The organism is Streptomyces sp. 2131.1, assembly GCF_900105515.1.
Lineage (GTDB): Bacteria > Actinomycetota > Actinomycetes > Streptomycetales > Streptomycetaceae > Streptomyces > Streptomyces drozdowiczii.
On record NZ_FNSY01000001.1, the window covers coordinates 3938772 to 3956952 of the forward strand.

Annotated in this window: 17 protein-coding genes; 8 read left to right on the forward strand and 9 right to left on the reverse strand. The window is 71.8% G+C overall.

Annotated features, from left to right (window positions below):
• Positions 1–94 precede the first annotated feature (94 nt).
• Complete coding sequence (locus tag BLW14_RS17620; RefSeq protein ID WP_093708208.1) at positions 95–1372, reverse strand: ion channel protein; 1278 nt, start codon at positions 1370–1372, stop codon at positions 95–97.
• A gap of 129 nt (positions 1373–1501) precedes the next feature.
• On the opposite strand from BLW14_RS17620, the gene BLW14_RS17625 reads away from it, so the two are divergent.
• Positions 1502–2260, forward strand: coding sequence for a MerR family transcriptional regulator (locus BLW14_RS17625; RefSeq protein ID WP_093708209.1), 759 nt, complete (start codon positions 1502–1504; stop codon positions 2258–2260).
• A gap of 100 nt (positions 2261–2360) precedes the next feature.
• Positions 2361–3059: a DedA family protein gene (locus tag BLW14_RS17630; RefSeq protein WP_093708210.1), complete on the forward strand. Its 699-nt coding sequence runs from the start codon at positions 2361–2363 to the stop codon at positions 3057–3059.
• Between the two features lie 64 nt (positions 3060–3123).
• Here BLW14_RS17630 and BLW14_RS17635 read toward each other — a convergent pair whose 3' ends face one another.
• Positions 3124–4821, reverse strand: a complete 1698-nt coding sequence (locus tag BLW14_RS17635) for a threonine/serine exporter family protein (RefSeq protein WP_093708211.1) — start codon at positions 4819–4821, stop codon at positions 3124–3126.
• Between the two features lie 142 nt (positions 4822–4963).
• Positions 4964–5458, reverse strand: coding sequence for an inorganic diphosphatase (locus BLW14_RS17640; protein WP_018520452.1), 495 nt, complete (start codon positions 5456–5458; stop codon positions 4964–4966).
• Between the two features lie 86 nt (positions 5459–5544).
• On the opposite strand from BLW14_RS17640, the gene dacB reads away from it, so the two are divergent.
• From dacB to folE, 6 genes are all read left to right on the forward strand, one after another.
• On the forward strand, positions 5545–7029 hold the full coding sequence (gene dacB, locus BLW14_RS17645) for a D-alanyl-D-alanine carboxypeptidase/D-alanyl-D-alanine endopeptidase (RefSeq protein WP_093708212.1): 1485 nt from the start codon (positions 5545–5547) through the stop codon (positions 7027–7029).
• A gap of 143 nt (positions 7030–7172) precedes the next feature.
• Complete coding sequence (locus BLW14_RS17650; protein WP_093708213.1) at positions 7173–8306, forward strand: zinc-dependent metalloprotease; 1134 nt, start codon at positions 7173–7175, stop codon at positions 8304–8306.
• A gap of 188 nt (positions 8307–8494) precedes the next feature.
• Positions 8495–9580 carry a tRNA lysidine(34) synthetase TilS gene (gene tilS / locus BLW14_RS17655; RefSeq protein ID WP_093708214.1) on the forward strand — a complete coding sequence of 362 codons (1086 nt, stop codon included), beginning with the start codon at positions 8495–8497 and terminating at the stop codon, positions 9578–9580.
• A gap of 105 nt (positions 9581–9685) precedes the next feature.
• The gene (gene hpt, locus BLW14_RS17660) at positions 9686–10225 is read left to right on the forward strand and encodes a hypoxanthine phosphoribosyltransferase (RefSeq protein WP_037777945.1); all 540 of its coding nucleotides are present in this window, start codon (positions 9686–9688) and stop codon (positions 10223–10225) included.
• A gap of 195 nt (positions 10226–10420) precedes the next feature.
• Complete coding sequence (ftsH, locus tag BLW14_RS17665; protein ID WP_093708215.1) at positions 10421–12445, forward strand: ATP-dependent zinc metalloprotease FtsH; 2025 nt, start codon at positions 10421–10423, stop codon at positions 12443–12445.
• A gap of 149 nt (positions 12446–12594) precedes the next feature.
• Positions 12595–13200 (forward strand): GTP cyclohydrolase I FolE, encoded by a 606-nt coding sequence (gene folE / locus BLW14_RS17670; protein WP_093708216.1) that lies wholly within the window; start codon positions 12595–12597, stop codon positions 13198–13200.
• A gap of 49 nt (positions 13201–13249) precedes the next feature.
• Here the strand turns inward: folE and BLW14_RS17675 are convergent, their stop codons facing one another.
• The 6 genes from BLW14_RS17675 to BLW14_RS17700 form a co-directional block, all read right to left on the reverse strand.
• A complete protein-coding gene (locus BLW14_RS17675) occupies positions 13250–13735 on the reverse strand; it encodes a DUF3180 domain-containing protein (protein WP_093708217.1) in 486 nt (161 codons plus the stop codon).
• Positions 13736–13794: 59 nt separating this feature from the next.
• Positions 13795–14406, reverse strand: a complete 612-nt coding sequence (gene folK, locus BLW14_RS17680; protein ID WP_093708218.1) for a 2-amino-4-hydroxy-6-hydroxymethyldihydropteridine diphosphokinase — start codon at positions 14404–14406, stop codon at positions 13795–13797.
• Entirely contained in the window at positions 14403–14762 is a 360-nt protein-coding gene (gene folB / locus BLW14_RS17685; protein ID WP_018520460.1) for a dihydroneopterin aldolase, read from the reverse strand. The genes folK and folB overlap by 4 nt, the downstream gene beginning before the upstream one ends.
• Before the next feature lie 211 nt (positions 14763–14973).
• The gene (locus BLW14_RS17690; protein ID WP_093708219.1) at positions 14974–15453 is read right to left on the reverse strand and encodes a nuclear transport factor 2 family protein; all 480 of its coding nucleotides are present in this window, start codon (positions 15451–15453) and stop codon (positions 14974–14976) included.
• Positions 15450–16247 (reverse strand): dihydropteroate synthase, encoded by a 798-nt coding sequence (folP, locus tag BLW14_RS17695; RefSeq protein ID WP_177154225.1) that lies wholly within the window; start codon positions 16245–16247, stop codon positions 15450–15452. Before folP ends, BLW14_RS17690 begins: the two co-directional genes overlap by 4 nt.
• Positions 16248–16334: 87 nt before the next feature.
• Positions 16335–18176, reverse strand: a complete 1842-nt coding sequence (locus BLW14_RS17700) for a phosphatidylglycerol lysyltransferase domain-containing protein (RefSeq protein WP_177154013.1) — start codon at positions 18174–18176, stop codon at positions 16335–16337.
• Between the last annotated feature and the right edge of the window lie 5 nt (positions 18177–18181).

Below are 18181 nucleotides of genomic sequence, written 5' to 3' on the forward strand. Positions count from 1 at the left end.
GGACCTGCCCTTCTCGGCTCGCGCCCGCGAGACCGGATGAATCCGACAATACGGGCGGGGGCCGCGCGCGCCATCCGTTGCTGGTCCGTACGGATCAGCGCAGCGGCGTACCGTCCTCGCGCAGCTGCATCAGCGGCCGGCCGGTCACCAGCAGCCACGCGGGCAGCGAGGCGACGCACAGGATCGGGAGCAGGGCCGTGTCGGCGGCCAGCACCGCCGCCGTGAACAGGCTCAGCCAGCCCTGCCGGGTGACGGCCAGCAGGACGCCCAGCACCCCGCACGTCACCGCCAGTGCCACCGGCACCCCGTCCACGAGGGCGTGGGCGCACAGGCCGAGCGCGACGCCGGAGAACACCGCCGGGAAGATCCGGCCGCCCCGGAAGCCGCAGGTCGCCGCGATCAGCAGGGCCGCGGTCTTCACCACCGCCATCGCCCCGAACTCGGCGGCCGACCAGCCGTCCGGGTCGGCGGCGAGCGTCTTCACCTCGTCCAGCCCCTTGAAGAGGGTGAGGTGCCCGCCCAGCGCCCCGAGCAGGCCCAGCACCAGACCGCCCAGGGTCAGGGCGAGCACCGGGTGCGGCAGGGCCCGGAAGAAGCGGTGCGCCAGGGGGAACGCGTACACCGCCGCGAGTCCCAGCACCGCTCCGGCGGACGCGATCACGAGGGCGGCGAGCAGGTCGCCCCAGTGCGCGTGTGTGTACGCCGGCAGCGACAGGTCGAAGCTGGGGTGGGCGGCCAGCGACATGGTGAGCGACCCGGCGGCCCCGGCCGCGAGCGGCCCGAAGAGCTTGTCCCAGAGCGCGCCGGGGCCCGGCGTCGAGGCCAGCGTCTCGGTGAGGATCAGGGCGGCGGCGACCGGGGTGCCGAAGAGGGCACCGATGGTGCCGGCGGCGGCGAGCGCGAGCCACAGCTCACCGGGCGCGTCCGGGGCGATCCGGCGGCCCGCCCAGGCGGCCAGGGCGATGTTGGCGGCGGTGATCGGGTTCTCCGGGCCGAGGCTGACCCCGCCGGCCAGGGCCAGGACGGTGACCACCAGCAGGCCGGGCACCACGTACGGGGGCAGCGGCGGGTCGACGAGCCCCATGGTCGACGGGTCGGGCCCGGCCCGGCCGGGAACCGCCCGGACTACCAGGCCGGTCACCAGTCCGGTGACCGTGAGCATGACGATCATCCAGAGCGAGGAGTACCGCCCGACCGACAGCGCGTCGGGCAGCGTCTCCCACAGCACGTCCTGGAGCTGGTCGGCGAGCAGGCTGACCCCGAGGAGGATCAAGGCCGAGGCCACGCCGACGGCCAGGGCGGGCACGATGAGCGCGAGCAGCCGGCGGGCGGGGGCCGGCGGGGCGGCGGCGACGGCGGAATCGGTCGGCATCGGCACACCATAGCGACGCGAAAGCCGTAAAACCCTCTAAAAGGTGCGGGCGGCGGGCGGGACTTGCACCTCACGTCGCGTGAGGACCCAGGCTCGTACCCGTACCCATACAGGAAGGAGCGGGGAGCCATGGAGCACTCCGTGGGACAGGTCGCCGGCTTCGCCGGGGTCACGGTGCGCACCCTGCACCATTACGACACCATCGGCCTGCTCTCACCGGGCGGGCGCAGCCACGCGGGCCACCGGCGCTACGACGACGCCGATCTGGACCGGCTGCAGCAGATCCTCTTCTACCGGGAGCTCGGCTTCCCGCTGGACGAGATCGCGGACCTGCTCGACGACCCGGACGCGGACCCGCAGGAGCACCTGCGGCGCCAGCACGCGCTGCTGTCGCACCGGATCGAGGAGTTGCAGCGGATGGCCGCCGCCGTAGAGACAGCGATGGAGGCACGCAGGATGGGCATCAACCTCACCCCCGAGGAGAAGTTCGAGGTCTTCGGCGACAAGGACCCCGACCAGTACGCGGAGGAGGCCGAGCGCCGCTGGGGCGGGACCGACACCTACGCCGAGTCGCAGCGCCGGGCCGCCCGCTACACCAAGGAGGACTGGCAGCGGATCAAGGCCGAGGTCGCCTCCTGGGGCGAGCGCTACGACGCGCTGATGGAGGCCGGTGAGCCGGCCGGCGGCGAGCGCGCCACGGACCTCGCGGAGGAGCACCGGCTCCACATCTGCACCTGGTACTACGAGTGCACCTACGAGATCCACCGGGGCCTCGGAGAGATGTACGTCGCCGATCCGCAGTTCAAGGCGTTCTACGACGCCATGCGGCCCGGCCTCGCCGAGCACCTGCGCGACGCGATCGAGGCCAACGCGCGCCGCCGGTCGTAAACGGTCACGGAGGCGGGTGGAACCCGGGGCCGTCCCAAGGCGTTGATAGCTTGGGGCGGCCACGCAGCCGCTTATCGACCTCATCCTGGAGCCCGGACCCTTGAATACGCTTGCGCTCGGACCGAGCTGGCTGGACCCGGACTATCTCATCGGTCAGTTCGGCCTGGCCGGCGTGCTGGTCATCGTCTTCGCCGAGTCCGGGCTGCTGATCGGGTTCTTCCTGCCCGGTGACTCCCTGCTGTTCACCACGGGCCTCCTGGTGACCACGGACAAGCTCCACACCCCGCTGTGGCTGGTCTGCGTGCTGGTCGCGCTGGCGGCGATCATCGGTGACCAGGTGGGGTATCTCTTCGGCCGCAAGGTCGGCCCCTCGCTCTTCAGCCGGCCCGACTCGCGCCTCTTCAAGCAGGAGAACGTCGAGAAGGCCCACGAGTTCTTCGAGAAGCACGGCCCGAAGTCGCTGATCCTGGCCCGCTTCGTGCCGATCGTGCGCACCTTCACCCCGATCATCGCCGGGGTCAGCCGGATGAACTACCGCTCGTTCATCGTGTTCAACGTCATCGGCGGCGTTCTGTGGGGCGTCGGCGTGACGCTGCTCGGCGCCGCCCTCGGCAACGTCGAGTTCGTGCACAAGAACATCGAGGCGATGCTCGTCCTGATCGTGCTGATCTCGGTCGTCCCGATCGCGATCGAGTTCCTGCGCGCCCGGAGCAAGGCCAAGAAGGAGGGCCCCGTCGCCGGCGAGGTGCCCCCGCAGGACCCGGCCGCCGGCCGCCGCGGCCGTCACGCCAAGCGCTGAGCGCCGTACCCCCGTAAGCCGTATCCCGTAGGCCGCGAGCCGCGCGGTCCGGCGGGCCGCGCGGTCAGAAGCCGCGCGTCCGCTTGGCCGCGCGGCGGTTCGCGCCGCCGACCGCGCCCGGCACCCGCATGAACAGCCGGGAGATCTCGCTCCCCAGATTCACCCCGATGGCGATGGCCAGGGCCGTCGCCACCGCCGTGGACAGCGAGGCGAGCCCCCGGTCCAGCTCGTTCTGCGCGACGCCCAGCAGACCGAAGTACGTCGCCGAACCGGGCAGCAGCGGCCCGATCGCCGCCGTGATGAACGGCAGCGACGACGTGTAGCGGTACCGCGAGAACAGCTGCCCGAACAGCCCGACGAGCCCGGCCGCCGCAGCAGTGGCGGCCACCGCCGAGAGCTTGCCCGTCCGGGCCATCGCCCCGAAGACGATCCAGGCCACGCCGCCGTTCAGGGTCACCGCGAGCACCGTCGCCCGCTCCTGCTGGAGCAGGATCGCGAAGGCCAGGGTCAGCAGCATCGACGCGAAGATCTGGATCACCGGCCGGTCGTGCGTGATGAACCGCGCCTCCGGATCCAGCTCCGCGCCCAGCTGGAGGCCCCCGTACAGGGCCAGCAGCACCCCGGTCACGATGGCGATGAAGAAGTACATGACCTCCAGGAGCCGCGCCGAGGCCGTGATGTAGTAGCCGGTCAGACCGTCCTGCACGCCCGCCACCAGCGCCCGCCCCGGCAGCAGCGCGAACAGCCCACCGGTGATCACCGCCGACGGCCGTACGTCCGACCAGTGGGTCAGCGTCAGCGCCACGCCCATCGCGGCGGGCGGCATCGCCGCCACCACGAACTGGTAGAACTCCGGGAGCCCGCGCCCCGCGCACAGCCAGGCCAGCCGGTCACCGAGCATCGCCCCCAGCGCCGCGATCACGAACACCAGCGGACCACCGCCGACCAGCACGGACGCCGCCCCGGCCAGCCCGCCGGCGGCCATCGTGAGCACCCAGCCGGGATACGGGTGCCGGTTGCGCCGGATCTCCGCCAGCCGCCGGTACGCCTCCTCCAGCGAGATCTCGTCGTCGGCCGTGGTGATGTCGTCGATGAGCCGGAAGACCGCCGCCAGACGGGTGTAGTCGGTGCCCCGGCGGCGTACCGTACGGCTCGCCGTCACCGGGTCGTCCACCAGCGACGGCTGGTGCGAGATCGACAGCAGGGTGAACGTCACGGTCGGCTCGCAGCGGTCGAGCCCGTAGCTGCGCATCACCGCGAACATCGCCGCCTCGACGTCCTCGGCGCCCTCACCGCCCGCCAGCAGCAGCTCCCCGATACGCAGCGTCAGGTCGAGCACGCGCGGCACCGCGGGGCCCGAGTCGTCGTGTCGCTGGACCGGCTCCGGAGCCGGGCGCTCGGCGACCGGCATCCGCAGCATCGTGCGCATCCGGTCCTGCCAGGGCGCCTCCTTGGTCAGCCTGACCATCGGCACGCCGTGCGCCGGAGTGAAGGCCGGCGGTGAGTCCCGGAAGCTGTACGTGCTCGGCAGGGCGAAGGCCGAACCGGTCGTCTCGGACCCGGAAGCGGAACCCGTACCGGAACCGGAACCCGGGGCCGGCGAGTCCGGTGTCACACCGGCCGGAAGGGCGAATTCCGACGTCGGGTGGTCCTCCTCCGGCGGGGCAGCGGGCGGCTCGGTCCCGGCCGGTTGCGAGAAGGCGCTGTGCGCCTCGTCGGACTGGGGCTTCTCGTCCTCGGGCCCGCCCGGTTCCGCCACCACTCGACCTCGTTCCTCCTCGGCTGCGCGTCCTCGGCCGCACTCCTGCCCAGTATGGCCAAGCCCAAGGGAGGCCACACGAAACGGGCGGCACACCGGTGAGGTGTACCGCCCGTATCAAAGCCCGCTCACAGGAAGCGGAACGTCAGTGCGCGCCGCCCTGCGCCTCAAGGCGCTTGCGGGAGGCGACGATCTCGGCCTCGGCCTCGGCGCGGCCGACCCAGTCGGCGCCCTCGACGGACTTGCCCGGCTCCAGGTCCTTGTAGACCTCGAAGAAGTGCTGGATCTCCAGGCGGTCGAACTCCGACACGTGCTGGATGTCCTGAAGGTGTTCCACCCGGGGGTCGGACGCCGGGACGCACAGCAGCTTGTCGTCGCCGCCGGCCTCGTCGGTCATCCGGAACATGCCGATCGCGCGGCACTTGATGAGGCAGCCCGGGAAGGTCGGCTCCTCCAGGATCACCAGCGCGTCCAGCGGGTCGCCGTCCTCACCGAGGGTGTCCTCGACGAAGCCGTAGTCCGCCGGGTAGCTGGTCGAGGTGAAGAGCCGACGGTCCAGACGAATCCGGCCGGTCTCGTGATCCACCTCGTACTTGTTGCGCGAACCCTTCGGGATCTCGATAACGACGTCGAACTCCACGGGTGGCTCCTCCATGATCAACACATACGACTGGTGGTTAAGTGTCCCTCACGCAGATGTGTGCTCGCGAAAGGGGCTGGTCAACGGTGGCCGAGCCGGTGGAAAGACCGTCGACCGAACCGCCCGGCGCGCCGGGCGGAGGCCTCAAGGCCCGCCTGGGCGTACGCGGCGGAGCGAACAACTGGCAGTTCACAGCCGTCTCCGCCGTCGCGGGGCTGGCCCTCGCGGCCGGCGTCGTCCTCGCCGCCGGCCCCTGGGACTCGGGTCAGCGTAAGGCCGAGCGGGACCGGGCGGCCGCCGCCGAACGCACAGGTGGCGCACATCACGACGCCGGCGACCCCGAGGGCCCCGCACCCGCCCCCAGCGCCCCCGCCGTCCTCGCCGCACTGTCCGGCACCGTCACGCAGGACGCCCCGGCCGGAGCCGTCCGCGACCTGCGCTCCGTCCTGGACCCGCTGATGGGGAACGACGCGCTCGGCGACCGGCGCGCCGCCGTCGTCATCGACACCGCCACCGGCAAACGGCTGTACGGCAAGGGCGCCGACGCCCCCATGACGCCCGCCTCCACCGTCAAGATCGCCACCACCGTCGCCGCCCTCAGCGCGCTCGGCCCCGCCCACCGCATCCCCACCACCGTCCGCGTCTCCGACGACCTGCGCACCGTCACCCTCGTCGGCGGCGGCGACCCCACCCTCGACAAGGCCGCCCTGCGCGCCCTGGCCACCGAGACCGCCCGCGCCCTCAAGGCGGGCAAGGTCCCTTCCGTACGGCTCCGCTACGACGCCTCCGGCTATTCGGGGCCCTCGCACCACCCGATCGGCCCCAACGAGAACATCGCGCCGATGAGCGCCCTCATGGTGAACGAGGGCCGCCAGGACGACTCCTCCAAGGGCCCCGCCCCGCGCACCGAGGACCCGGCCGGCGACGCCGCCCGCACCTTCGCCGGGCTCCTCGACCACGCGGGCGTCAGCACGAAGGGCGCACCCGCCCCCGGCCGCCCCGCCAGGAAGTCCCGCACCGTCGCCACGCACCTCTCCGCCCCCCTCTCCGGCCTCGTCGAACGGGCGCTGACCAACAGCGACAACGACATCGCCGAAGCCCTGGCCCGCCAGACCGCCGTCGCCGCCGGCGAACCCGCCGACTTCAACGGCGGCCGACGAGCCGTCACCGCCCAGCTCAAGAAGCTCCGGCTGCCCATCAAGGGGGTGAACGTCGCCGACGGCAGCGGCCTCGACCGCGACGACAAGGTGACCGCCGCCCTGCTGGCCGGTCTCCTCGCCCGGGCGGCCGACCCGGCCCACCCCGAACTGCGCCCCGTCCTCACGGGCCTCCCGGTGGCCGGCTTCAGCGGCACGCTCAGCGGCCGCTACACCACCAAGGCAGGCGGCACCGGCTTCATCCGCGCCAAGACCGGCACCCTCACCGGCGTCAACAGCCTCGCCGGAACGGTCGTCGACACCCGGGGCCGGCTCCTCGCCTTCGCCTTCCTCGCCTCCGGCACCACCGCCCCCACCGAGGCCCAGGCCGCCCTCGACAAACTCGCCACCGCCCTCGGCGCCGGCAAGCGATGAGCCGGTCAACACCTCACCGCATCAAGGAGTGAGCGGCAATGGGGGGTGGGTGAAGGAGCGGGGCTGGATGCGCGTGCCCAGCCCCGTGACGCCGCCCCCCCATTTGCCGCTCACTCCCAGGGCAGAGCACGTACGGTTGACGCATGACGAGCATCGGTGGTGCAGGGATGGTCGACTGGAACCTCGCGGTCGCGACCGCGACCCGGCTGGTGCGGCCGGGTCCCGAGATCAGCCGCGAGGAGGCCCGCGAGGTCGTCGCGGAGCTGCGCAGGCACGCGAAGGCCGCGGAGGAGCACGTCCGTTCCTTCACCCGGATGATCCCCGAGGGAACCGAGCCCGAGGACACCCCCGTCCTGGTCGTCGACCGCACGGGCTGGATCAAGGCCAACGTCGCGGGCTTCCGCGAACTGCTGCGCCCCCTCCTGGAGAAGATGGAGGAACGCCGCAGCGGCGGCGCGGGCGGCGCCGTGCTCGGCGCGGTCGGCTCCAAGGTGACCGGCGTCGAGGTCGGCATGCTGCTGTCCTTCCTCGCCTCGCGCGTCCTCGGCCAGTACGAGACCTTCGCCCCCGCCACCCGGGACCTCCCCGCCTCCGCCGACGGCGGCGGCCGGCTCCTGCTCGTCGCGCCGAACATCGTCCACGTCGAACGCGAGCTGGAGGCCGACCCGCACGACTTCCGGCTCTGGGTCGCCCTCCACGAGGAGACCCACCGCACCCAGTTCACCGCGGTGCCCTGGCTCCGCGACCACCTCCAGGGCGAGATCCAGTCGTTCCTGGACGAGACCGACGTCGACCCGATGACCTTCCTGGAGCGGCTGCGCGAAGCCGTCCAGTCCCTCTCCGGCGGCAGGCCCGAGGGCGAGGAGGGCGAAGACGGCGGCCGCAGCCTCGTCGAACTCGTCCAGACCCCCGCCCAGCGCGAGATCCTCGGCCGGCTCACCGCCGTCATGTCCCTCCTGGAGGGGCACGCCGACTACGTCATGGACGGCGTCGGCCCCGAGGTCGTCTCCTCCGTCGCCGAGATCCGGGAGAAGTTCCAGCAGCGCCGCGCCCGCGGTGCGAGCCGTCTCGACCAGGCCCTGCGCAAGCTCCTCGGCCTCGACGCGAAGCTCCGCCAGTACCGGGACGGCGAACGGTTCGTACGGGCCGTCGTTGACGAGGTCGGCATGGACGGCTTCAACCGCGTGTGGACCTCGCCCAACACACTCCCCACCAAGGCCGAGATCGCCCGGCCCGCCGACTGGATCGCGAGGGTGCACCGTAAGGCAGAGTCGTGATCAAGGCCCCGGACCCGAAGGCAACGCGCCGGTAATCACCCATCCGAGGGACCGTAGGGGCATGGGAAGGCGTGCAATGCTCGATGAACGGCATTGCTCTGTCACCATCGACGCACTCTGAGTGACGGCACTCCTTTCCGTCCCGGCACTCCGAGACACCCCGAAGAACTTCACGAAGGGCACCGGACATGGGTCCCCATCCTGCGGTCGCGGCGATACGCCTGGCGGTCCGCCGCGTACTCCACGACGTCATCGCCGAACACGCCGAACAGACCGAACGCGCCGGGCACGTCGCCCCGCACCCCGAGCTGGTGCGGGCCGGGGCCGGCAGCCGCCGCGGCGCACTCCCCGACCGCCCCGACACCCCCCTGGTGCTCGTCGCCTGCTCCGGTGGCGCCGACTCCATGGCACTCGCCTCCGCACTCGCCTTCGAGGCCCGCAAACTCCCCGTCCGCGCCGGCGGCATCACCGTCGACCACGGCCTCCAGGACGGCTCCGACACCCGCGCCTCCGAGGTCGCCGCCCGGCTCGCCGCCATGGACCTCGGCCCCGTCGAGGCCGTCGCCGTCCGCGTCGGCCGCGAGGGAGGCCCCGAGGCCGCCGCCCGCGACGCCCGCTACGCCGCCCTCGACGCCGCCGCAGAACGCCACGGCGCCGCCGCGGTCCTCCTCGGCCACACCCGCGACGACCAGGCCGAGACCGTCCTGCTGGGCCTCGCCCGCGGCTCCGGCATCCGCTCCCTGTCCGGCATGGCCGCCGCCTCCGGCCCGGCCCGCCGCTACCGCCGCCCCTTCCTCCACCTCGACCGGCAGACCGCCCGCACCGCCTGCCTCGCCCAGTCCCTGCCCGTCTGGGACGACCCCCACAACATCGACCCCGCCTACACCCGCTCCCGGCTGCGCCACGAGGGGCTGCCCGCCCTGGAGAAGGCCCTCGGCAAGGGCGTCGTCGAAGCCCTCGCCCGTACGGCCCAGCTCTCCCGCGACGATGCCGACGCCCTCGACACCTGGGCCGCCGAGGCCGACCGTGACGTACGCGACGACGCGGGCCGGCTGGAGTGCGCCAAGCTGTACGCGCTGCCCCCCGCCGTACGCCGCCGGGTGCTGCGCCGGGCCGCCATAGAGGCGGGTTCCCCGGCAGGTTCGCTGTTCGCCCGGCACATCGAGGAAGTGGACCGCCTCGTCACCGGCTGGCGCGGCCAGCAGGCCATCAACCTCCCCGGCCGCGTCGAAGCCCTGCGGCAGGGTGGCAGACTGGTCATCCGGCAGAGCTGACGCACGAGCGGCTGACATGCAGGGCGAGCGGCCGCGCAGGCCCGGGACTGGACTACACCCCGGGCCCGGCAGGCACAGAAAGAGACGCGGGTGAACGAGAAGGACATGGGCACCGACCTCCAGTCGGTGCTCCTCACCAAGGAAGAGATCGACGCGAAGCTCGTCGAGCTGGCCGCGAAGATCGACGCGGAGTACGCCGGCAAGGACCTGCTCCTCGTCGGGGTCCTCAAGGGCGCGGTCATGGTCATGGCGGACCTGGCGCGCGCGCTGTCCACCCCCGTCACCATGGACTGGATGGCCGTCTCCTCGTACGGCGCCGGCACCCAGTCCTCCGGTGTCGTCCGCATCCTCAAGGACCTCGACACCGACATCAAGGGCAAGCACGTCCTGATCGTCGAGGACATCATCGACTCCGGCCTGACGCTGTCCTGGCTGATGTCGAACCTCGGCTCGCGCGAGCCCGCCTCGCTGGAGATCTGCACCCTGCTGCGCAAGCCGGACGCGGCCAAGGTCGCGCTCGACTGCAAGTGGGTCGGCTTCGACATCCCCAACGAATTCGTCGTCGGCTACGGGCTGGACTACGCGGAGAAGTACCGCAACCTGCCCTTCGTCGGGACCCTCGCTCCGCACGTATACGGAGGCTGAGGGCGCGCGGCCCCGCCGCCGGGAACGCCGGGAACCCTCGCGGGCTTCCCGCCGTTGAGCCTTCGAAGGCGGGATTGCCGGACGTCCGAGGCGGACGCCGGTGACCTTGCTGGGGTACCGTCCGAAGAACAGTCTTTACTCACAGCAGCATTTACCTACGGGCAGGAGGGACGGGGCGAACTTCGCTCCGTATGGATGGACGTGAAGCGATACTTCCGTGGGCCGGTCATGTGGATCGTGCTGGCCGTCCTCGCCGTGGTCGTGTTGATGAATGTCGTCGGCTCGGGCGGCGGCTACAAGACGGTGGACACCGGCCAGGTGATCCAGGCGATCAGCAAGAACCAGGTGGACCAGGCCAAGCTCACCACCGGTGACGACCAGATCATCAAGATCGAGATGAAGGACGGCCAGAAGCTGGCCGACGAGTCCGGCAGCAAGTTCCAGGCGAGCTACATCGGCAACCAGGGCGTACAGCTCGCCGACCTGCTCCAGAAGAAGTTCGAGAGCGGCGACATCAAGGACGGGTACACCGTCTCGCCGTCGAAGCAGTCCCCGTTCGTCTCGATCCTCTTCTCGCTGCTGCCCTTCGTCCTCATCGTCGTCGTCTTCCTGTTCCTGATGAATCAGATGCAGGGCGGCGGCTCCAAGGTCATGCAGTTCGGCAAGTCCAAGGCCAAGCTGATCACCAAGGACACCCCCAAGACGACGTTCGCCGACGTCGCGGGCTCGGACGAGGCGGTCGAGGAGCTCCACGAGATCAAGGAGTTCCTCCAGGAGCCGGCCAAGTTCCAGGCCGTCGGCGCCAAGATTCCCAAGGGCGTCCTGCTCTACGGGCCTCCCGGTACGGGCAAGACCCTGCTCGCGCGCGCCGTCGCGGGCGAGGCGGGCGTCCCGTTCTACTCGATCTCCGGTTCCGACTTCGTCGAGATGTTCGTCGGTGTCGGTGCCTCCCGGGTCCGCGACCTCTTCGAGCAGGCCAAGGCGAACGCCCCGGCGATCGTCTTCGTCGACGAGATCGACGCCGTCGGCCGCCACCGCGGGGCCGGCATGGGCGGCGGTCACGACGAGCGCGAGCAGACGCTCAACCAGCTCCTTGTGGAGATGGACGGCTTCGACGTGAAGGGCGGCGTCATCCTGATCGCCGCCACGAACCGGCCGGACATCCTCGACCCGGCGCTGCTGCGCCCGGGACGCTTCGACCGGCAGATCGCCGTCGACCGCCCGGACATGCAGGGCCGTCTGGAGATCCTCAAGGTCCACCAGAAGGGCAAGCCGGTCGCCCCGGACGTCGACCTCGGCGCCGTCGCCCGCCGCACGCCCGGCTTCACCGGTGCCGACCTGTCGAACGTGCTGAACGAGGCCGCGCTCCTGACGGCGCGCAGCAACCAGAAGCTCATCGACAACGCGATGCTGGACGAGGCCATCGACCGCGTCGTGGCGGGCCCGCAGAAGCGGACCCGGATCATGTCCGAGAAGGAGAAGAAGATCACCGCGTACCACGAGGGCGGACACGCCCTGGTCGCGGCGGCTTCCCCCCAGTCGGACCCGGTCCACAAGATCACGATCCTCTCCCGCGGCCGCGCCCTCGGTTACACGATGGTGCTGCCGGAGGAGGACAAGTACTCCACGACGCGCAACGAGATGCTCGACCAGCTGGCATACATGCTGGGCGGGCGCGCGGCCGAGGAGCTGGTCTTCCACGACCCGACCACCGGCGCCGCGAACGACATCGAGAAGGCCACGGCAACGGCCCGCGCGATGGTCACGCAGTACGGCATGACGGAGCGGCTCGGCGCGATCAAGTTCGGCGGCGACAACACCGAACCCTTCGTCGGCCGCGAGATGGGCCACCAGCGCGACTACTCGGAAGAGGTCGCCGCGCTGGTCGACGAAGAGGTCAAGAAGCTCATCGAGACCGCCCACAACGACGCGTGGGAGATCCTCGTCGAGAACCGCGACGTGCTGGACACCCTGGTCCTCCGCCTCCTGGAGAAGGAGACCCTGGGCAAGGAGGAGATCGCCGAGATCTTCGCCCCGATCGTCAAGCGCCCGGCCCGCCCCGCGTGGACCGGCTCCGCCCGGCGTACCCCGTCCACGCGTCCCCCGGTCCTCTCCCCGAAGGAGCTCGCCCTCACCAACGGCGCGAGCACCGCGAACGGCTCGGTCACGGACACCGTCCCGGCCACCGAGACGCTTCCCGAGGAGCGCCCCGAGAGCTAGTCACCGACCCGGTGTGGCCCCTGTCACGGGGCTTCCGCCGGGCCCGGAATGGATGCCGCGTCCCCCAGGTTCTAGCCTGTTGGGGGCGCGGCATTTCCGTTTACCCACGCGGATGTCCCCGCGGTGACGGCTCAAGGAACGAGGCACACATGACCGACCCGGTGACGCTGGACACCCAGGGCCCGATCGGCGAGTTCGACGAGAAGCGTGCCGAGGCCGCCGTCCGAGAGCTGCTCATCGCCGTCGGCGAGAACCCGGACCGCGAGGGCCTGAAGGAGACGCCGGGGCGCGTGGCGCGGGCGTACAAGGAGATATTCGCGGGCCTCTACCAGGAGCCCGAGGACGTCCTGACGACCACGTTCGACCTCGGTCACGACGAGATGGTGCTGGTCAAGGACATCGAAGTGTTCAGTACGTGTGAACACCATCTGGTCCCCTTCCGGGGCGTGGCGCACGTGGGGTACATCCCGGCCACCAGCGGCAAGATCACCGGCCTGTCGAAGCTGGCCCGGCTGGTCGACGTCTACGCCCGGCGGCCGCAGGTGCAGGAGCGGCTGACCACGCAGATCGCCGAGTCCCTGATGGAGATCCTGGAGCCGCGCGGTGTCATCGTCGTCATCGAGTGCGAGCACATGTGCATGTCGATGCGCGGAATCCGCAAGCCCGGGGCGAAGACGCTGACCTCGGCGGTCCGCGGACAGCTCCGCGACCCCGCGACGCGCGCCGAGGCCATGAGCCTCATCATGGCCCGCTGACGCCCCTTCGATGCCGCGCGGCGGTGGTGTGGGGGGCGGTGACCCGCCCCTACGCCGCCGCCGCGTTCGGTTTGTTGTCGTCCTTGTCGTCCGGGAGCTTGCAGACGTGCTCCAGGAAGAGGGCGGCGGCGATGACGGCGATGCCGGCCAGGACCGCGAAGGCGGCGTAGACCGCCTGGTCGCGGCGGGGCGGGATGTCCAGGGAGCCGAGCAGGAAGACGGCCGTGCCGCCGTACATGCCGGAGACCAGGGCCACGACGAGGGCGCTGGCCTGGGCGAAGACCAGGGCGCGGGCGGCCATCATGGGCTCGACGCCCTTCGCACCCGGGCGCCGCTCGCGCTGGGCGCGCAGGCGGGAGCGGATGGACAGGGCCGTGGCCAGCAGGACGACGGCGATCACCGCGAGCACGATCGGTGCGGCCAGCGGGACGCTCGGCAGCGTGCCGAAGGAGTCCCACAGGCGGGCAGCGCCCCAGGACAGGACCCCGGCGGCGGCGAAGAGGCCGGCCAGGACGCCGATCCGTAGTTGCTTCACCGGGTGAGCCGCCCTTCGCCGCCTGTGGTCCGTCGTGCTGTGTTCTGTGAGCCTAACGACTACTCGGGCAGCCGGAGTTCCAGGTCGGCCCGGGGGAGCACGCCGTCGCGCCCGACACCGGCCAGCAGATCGGCCACCGGTCCCGCGCCGGGCAGCTGCGCCTCGGGGTCCACGTCGTGCCACGGGGCGAGGACGAAGGCGCGCTCACGGGCCCGGGGGTGGGGGAGGGTCAGCTCCGGGTCGTCCGATACGACGTCCGCGTACGCGACGATGTCGACGTCGATGGTGCGCGGGCCCCAGCGCTCCTCGCGCACCCGCTCGAAGGCCTCCTCGATGGCCTGGCCGCGCTCCAGGAGGGACGACGGGGGCAGCGTCGTCTTCACGACGATCACCGCGTTGAAGTACGACGGCTGGGAGCCGGGGTCGACGCCCCAGGGCTCCGTCTCGTACACCGGGGAGACGGCCTTGACCCGCAGGCCGGGCGTGTCCTCCAGGGCGTCGATGGCGCCCTGGAGCGTCTCCAGCCGGTTGCCCAGGTTGGCGCCGAGCGAGAGCACGGCGAGTTTGGGGTTGGAAAGCGTGATGTCCGCCGCGTCCACCTGCTCGACCACGGAGGCGGGCACCGGCTGTACGGTCGGGTCGCTCTGCCCTTCGGTGGAAAATGCAGTCATGCTCGGCTCCGGGTGATGGTGATGGTGACGTCGTCGAACGGGACGGTGATGGGCGCGTCCGGCTTGTGCACCACGACCTCCACCTCCTCGACGCCGTCGTGCTTCAGGCACTGCTGGGCGATGCGCTCCGCGAGCGTCTCGATCAGGTCGACCGGCTCGCCCTGGACCACGCCGACGACCTCCTCCGCGACCACGCCGTAGTGAACGGTCTTCGTCAGGTCGTCGGCGGCTGCCGCGGGGCGGGTGTCGAGGCCGAGCACCAGGTCCACGATGAACGTCTGTCCCTCTTCCCGTTCCCGGGGGAAGACGCCATGGTGCCCACGGGCCTTGAGGCCGCGCAGCGCGACACGATCCACGCGAATCACTCCTGCTGTCGTTGGTCGTAGGGCACGGGGCCGCGTGCGGGCGGCCGGGTGCCCGATTTCGAATCTACCTGCGGGCACCGACATGCCTCCCCCGCGGGGGCCCGGGCCTGCGGCCACGGGTCAGATGCCCGCTGATACCCCGGTCCGGCCGGTTCCAATCGCGCCGGGTGGGCATTCCTGCCCGAAAGAGGACCGGGCGGGGTCACGACGTGGTGTCTTCGTCCTCTTCCTCACCGGTTTCGGCCAGTACGGGCGAACCGTGATGGGACCAGAGCTTCCAGCCCTCCGGCGTGCGGCGGAACACATTCGTGGCGACCACGAGCTGCCCGACGAGCGGGCCGAGCGAGGCGCCCTCCTCGGCGGGGCCGCCGCTGAGGATGTTCTCGGTGCAGGTCACCAGGGCGGTGTCGCCCGTCATGGAGACCCCGACGTCGGTCAGGAAGAACTGGATGTACTCGGTGTTCGCCATGATCAGCGCGTAGCTGCGCAGCACCTCGCCCCGGCCGCTGAGCACCGGCCACCCCGGATGGACGCAGGAGACCGTCAGGTCCTCGCCCGGCAGCCAGGCGGCGGTCAGCGCCTCCAGGTCGCCGCGCTCCACGGCCTCGTAGTAGGCGGTGTTCGCCTGCTCGACGGCCGCGATGTCGGCGGCGGCCCCCGCGTCGTCCCCAGGCCCGTTCACGCGGCTCCCTCGATGGCGCGGGCGACCCGGACGGCGTCGGCGGTGGCCCGTACCTCGTGGACGCGGACGGCCCAGGCGCCGGCCCGGGCGGAGAGCGCGGAGACGGCGGCGGTGGCCGCGTCGCGCTCGCGGGCGGGCGGTGGGGCGGCCCCCTCGCCGGCCAGCACACGGCCGAGGAACCGTTTGCGGGAGGCGGCGACCAGCAGGGGGCGGCCCAGGGCGTGGAGCGCGTCCAGCCGGGCGAGGAGCGCGAGGTCGTGCGGGGCGTCCTTGGCGAAGCCGAGCCCGGGGTCGAAGACGACGCGTTCCGGCGCGATGCCGCCGGCGACCACCGCGTCCATCCGGGCGCGCAGCTCGTCGACGACCTCGCCCACCACGTCCCCGTACACGGCCCGGCTGTTCATCGACTCGCTGAAGCCGCGCCAGTGCATGACGACGAAGGGGGCGCCGGCCGCGGCGACGACGGGGACCATGTCCGGGTCGGCCTGGCCGCCGCTCACGTCGTTGACGAGGACCGCGCCGGCGGCGATCGCCTGCTCGGCGACGCGGGCGCGCATGGTGTCGACGGAGACGGCGACCCCTTCGGACACCAGGCCGCGGACCACCGGGATCACCCGGCGCAGCTCCTCGGACTCGTCCACCCGGCTGGCGCCGGGGCGGGTCGACTCGCCGCCGACGTCCACGAGGTCGGCGCCCTCGGCGACCAGGTCGAGGCCGCGCTTGACGGCCGTCGTGGTGTCGAACCAGCGGCCCCCGTCGGAGAAGGAGTCGGGCGTCACATTGACGACGCCCATGACCGCGCAGCGGTCCCACTCCGGCAGACCCTGGACCGTTCCACGCAACGTACTCATATGACCAGCGTAGGCCCGTACCCGGACCCTTTACGCCGTACGAGCTCCCTGTTCGCCCGCGGGCGGGCGTACGTGGGCGCAGGGGCGTCGGGGGCCGACCGGGAGGCGGCGGGCCAGGGGGTGGGGAAGGGCGAGGTTGACGAAGCCCTCGGCCTGCATCGCGGCGAACGAGATGCGGGGCAGGTCGCGGGCGTTGCGGTAGACCACGAAGCGGGGCTCCCAGCGCGGCCGGAACTTGGCGTTGAACTTGTACAGCGACTCGATCTGGAACCAGCGCGAGAGGAAGATCAGCAGCCCGCGCCAGACCCGCAGGACGGGTCCCGCGCCCAGCTTCTCGCCGCGGGCGAGGGCGGAGCGGAACATCGCGAAGTTCAGCGAGACGCGGCTGATGCCGAGCCTGGGCGCGGCCTGGAGGGAGGCGACGATGAGCAGTTCGTTCATGCCGGGGTCGGCGGACCGGTCGCGGCGCATGAGGTCGAGGGACATGCCGTCGGTGCCCCAGGGCACGAAGTGGAGGACGGCCTTCAGGTCGCCGTGGGGGGAGTCGGTGCTGTGCTCGTCGGCCTTGTGGGCGGTGGCGACGAAGCAGTCCGCGTCGGCGGCGTCCCCGATCCGGCCGAGCGCCATGGAGAAGCCGCGTTCGGTGTCGGTGCCGCGCCAGTCGGCGGCGGCCCGGCGGATGCGGGCCAGCTCGGTCTCGCCGATGTCGGCCACGCGCCGGACGCGGGTCTCGTAGCCGTTCCGCTCAATGCGCTTCACCATCTGGCGTACGTTGCGCATCGCGCGGCCGGCGAGGGAGAAATCCGCGACGTCGACCACCGCCTCGTCGCCGAGTTCCAGCGCGGTGAGCCCGGTCTCGCGGGTCCAGACCTCGCCGCCGGTCTCGCCGCAGCCCATGACGGCGGGGGCCCAGGAGTGCGCCCGGGCCTCGTCCATGAAGCGTTCGATGGCGCCGGGCCAGGCCTCCACGTCGCCGATCGGGTCGCCGCTGGCGAGCATCACGCCGGAGACCACGCGGTAGCAGACGGCGGCCTTGCCGCTGGGCGAGAAGACGACGGCCTTGTCGCGGCGGAGCGCGAAGTGGCCGAGCGAGTCGCGCCCGCCGTGCCGCTCCAGCAGGGCGCGCAGCCGGGCCTCGTCGTCCTCGGTGAGGCGGGCGGCCGGGTGTTCGGGGCGGAAGGCCAGGTAGATGGTGGTGATGGCGGTCAGCAGGCCGAGGGCGCCGAGCGAGTAGGCGACGGTCCAGGAGGTGTCACCGGCGTAGTCGACGGGCCCCTCGAAGCCGAACAGGCCGTACAGCACGTGCTGGAGGCGGTCGGCGATGCTGGGGCTGCCGACCATGCGGCGGGGGTGGGCGCTGACGATGACCAGGCCGAGGCCGAGCGAGCCGGCGCCGAGCAGGACGAAGTTGGCCAGGGCCCGCCACCGGCTGCGCGGGTCGGGCAGGGCGGCGAATTCACTCCGATGGCGTACGAGCAGGTAGCACAGCGTCAGCGATACGAGTGTGCCGAGGACCGAGTGCCGGTAGGTGAACTGGGCCAGCGCGCCGGCCGGCAGCAGCACGACGGCGGCCCGCCAGGCGCGGCGCTTGTGGCGCTTGAGGCCGTGGGCCAGCAGGAGCAGCAGGACGCCGGCGCTGAGCGAGAGCGCGGCGGCGAAGGGGCCGAGGGCCCCGGGGAGCACCTCGGCCAGACTGTGCATGCGGCTGTGCCGGAAGCGCGGGAAGACCCCGGCCGCGACGTCGATCAGTCCGACGGCGGTGCAGGCGGCGCCGACGAGCGCCGGTACGGCTTCCGGCCGGGGGCCGCGCACGAACGTACGTGCGCGAACCGGAACCGATCCTGATTTATCCCCATCTAGCGTGACAGACATCGCTT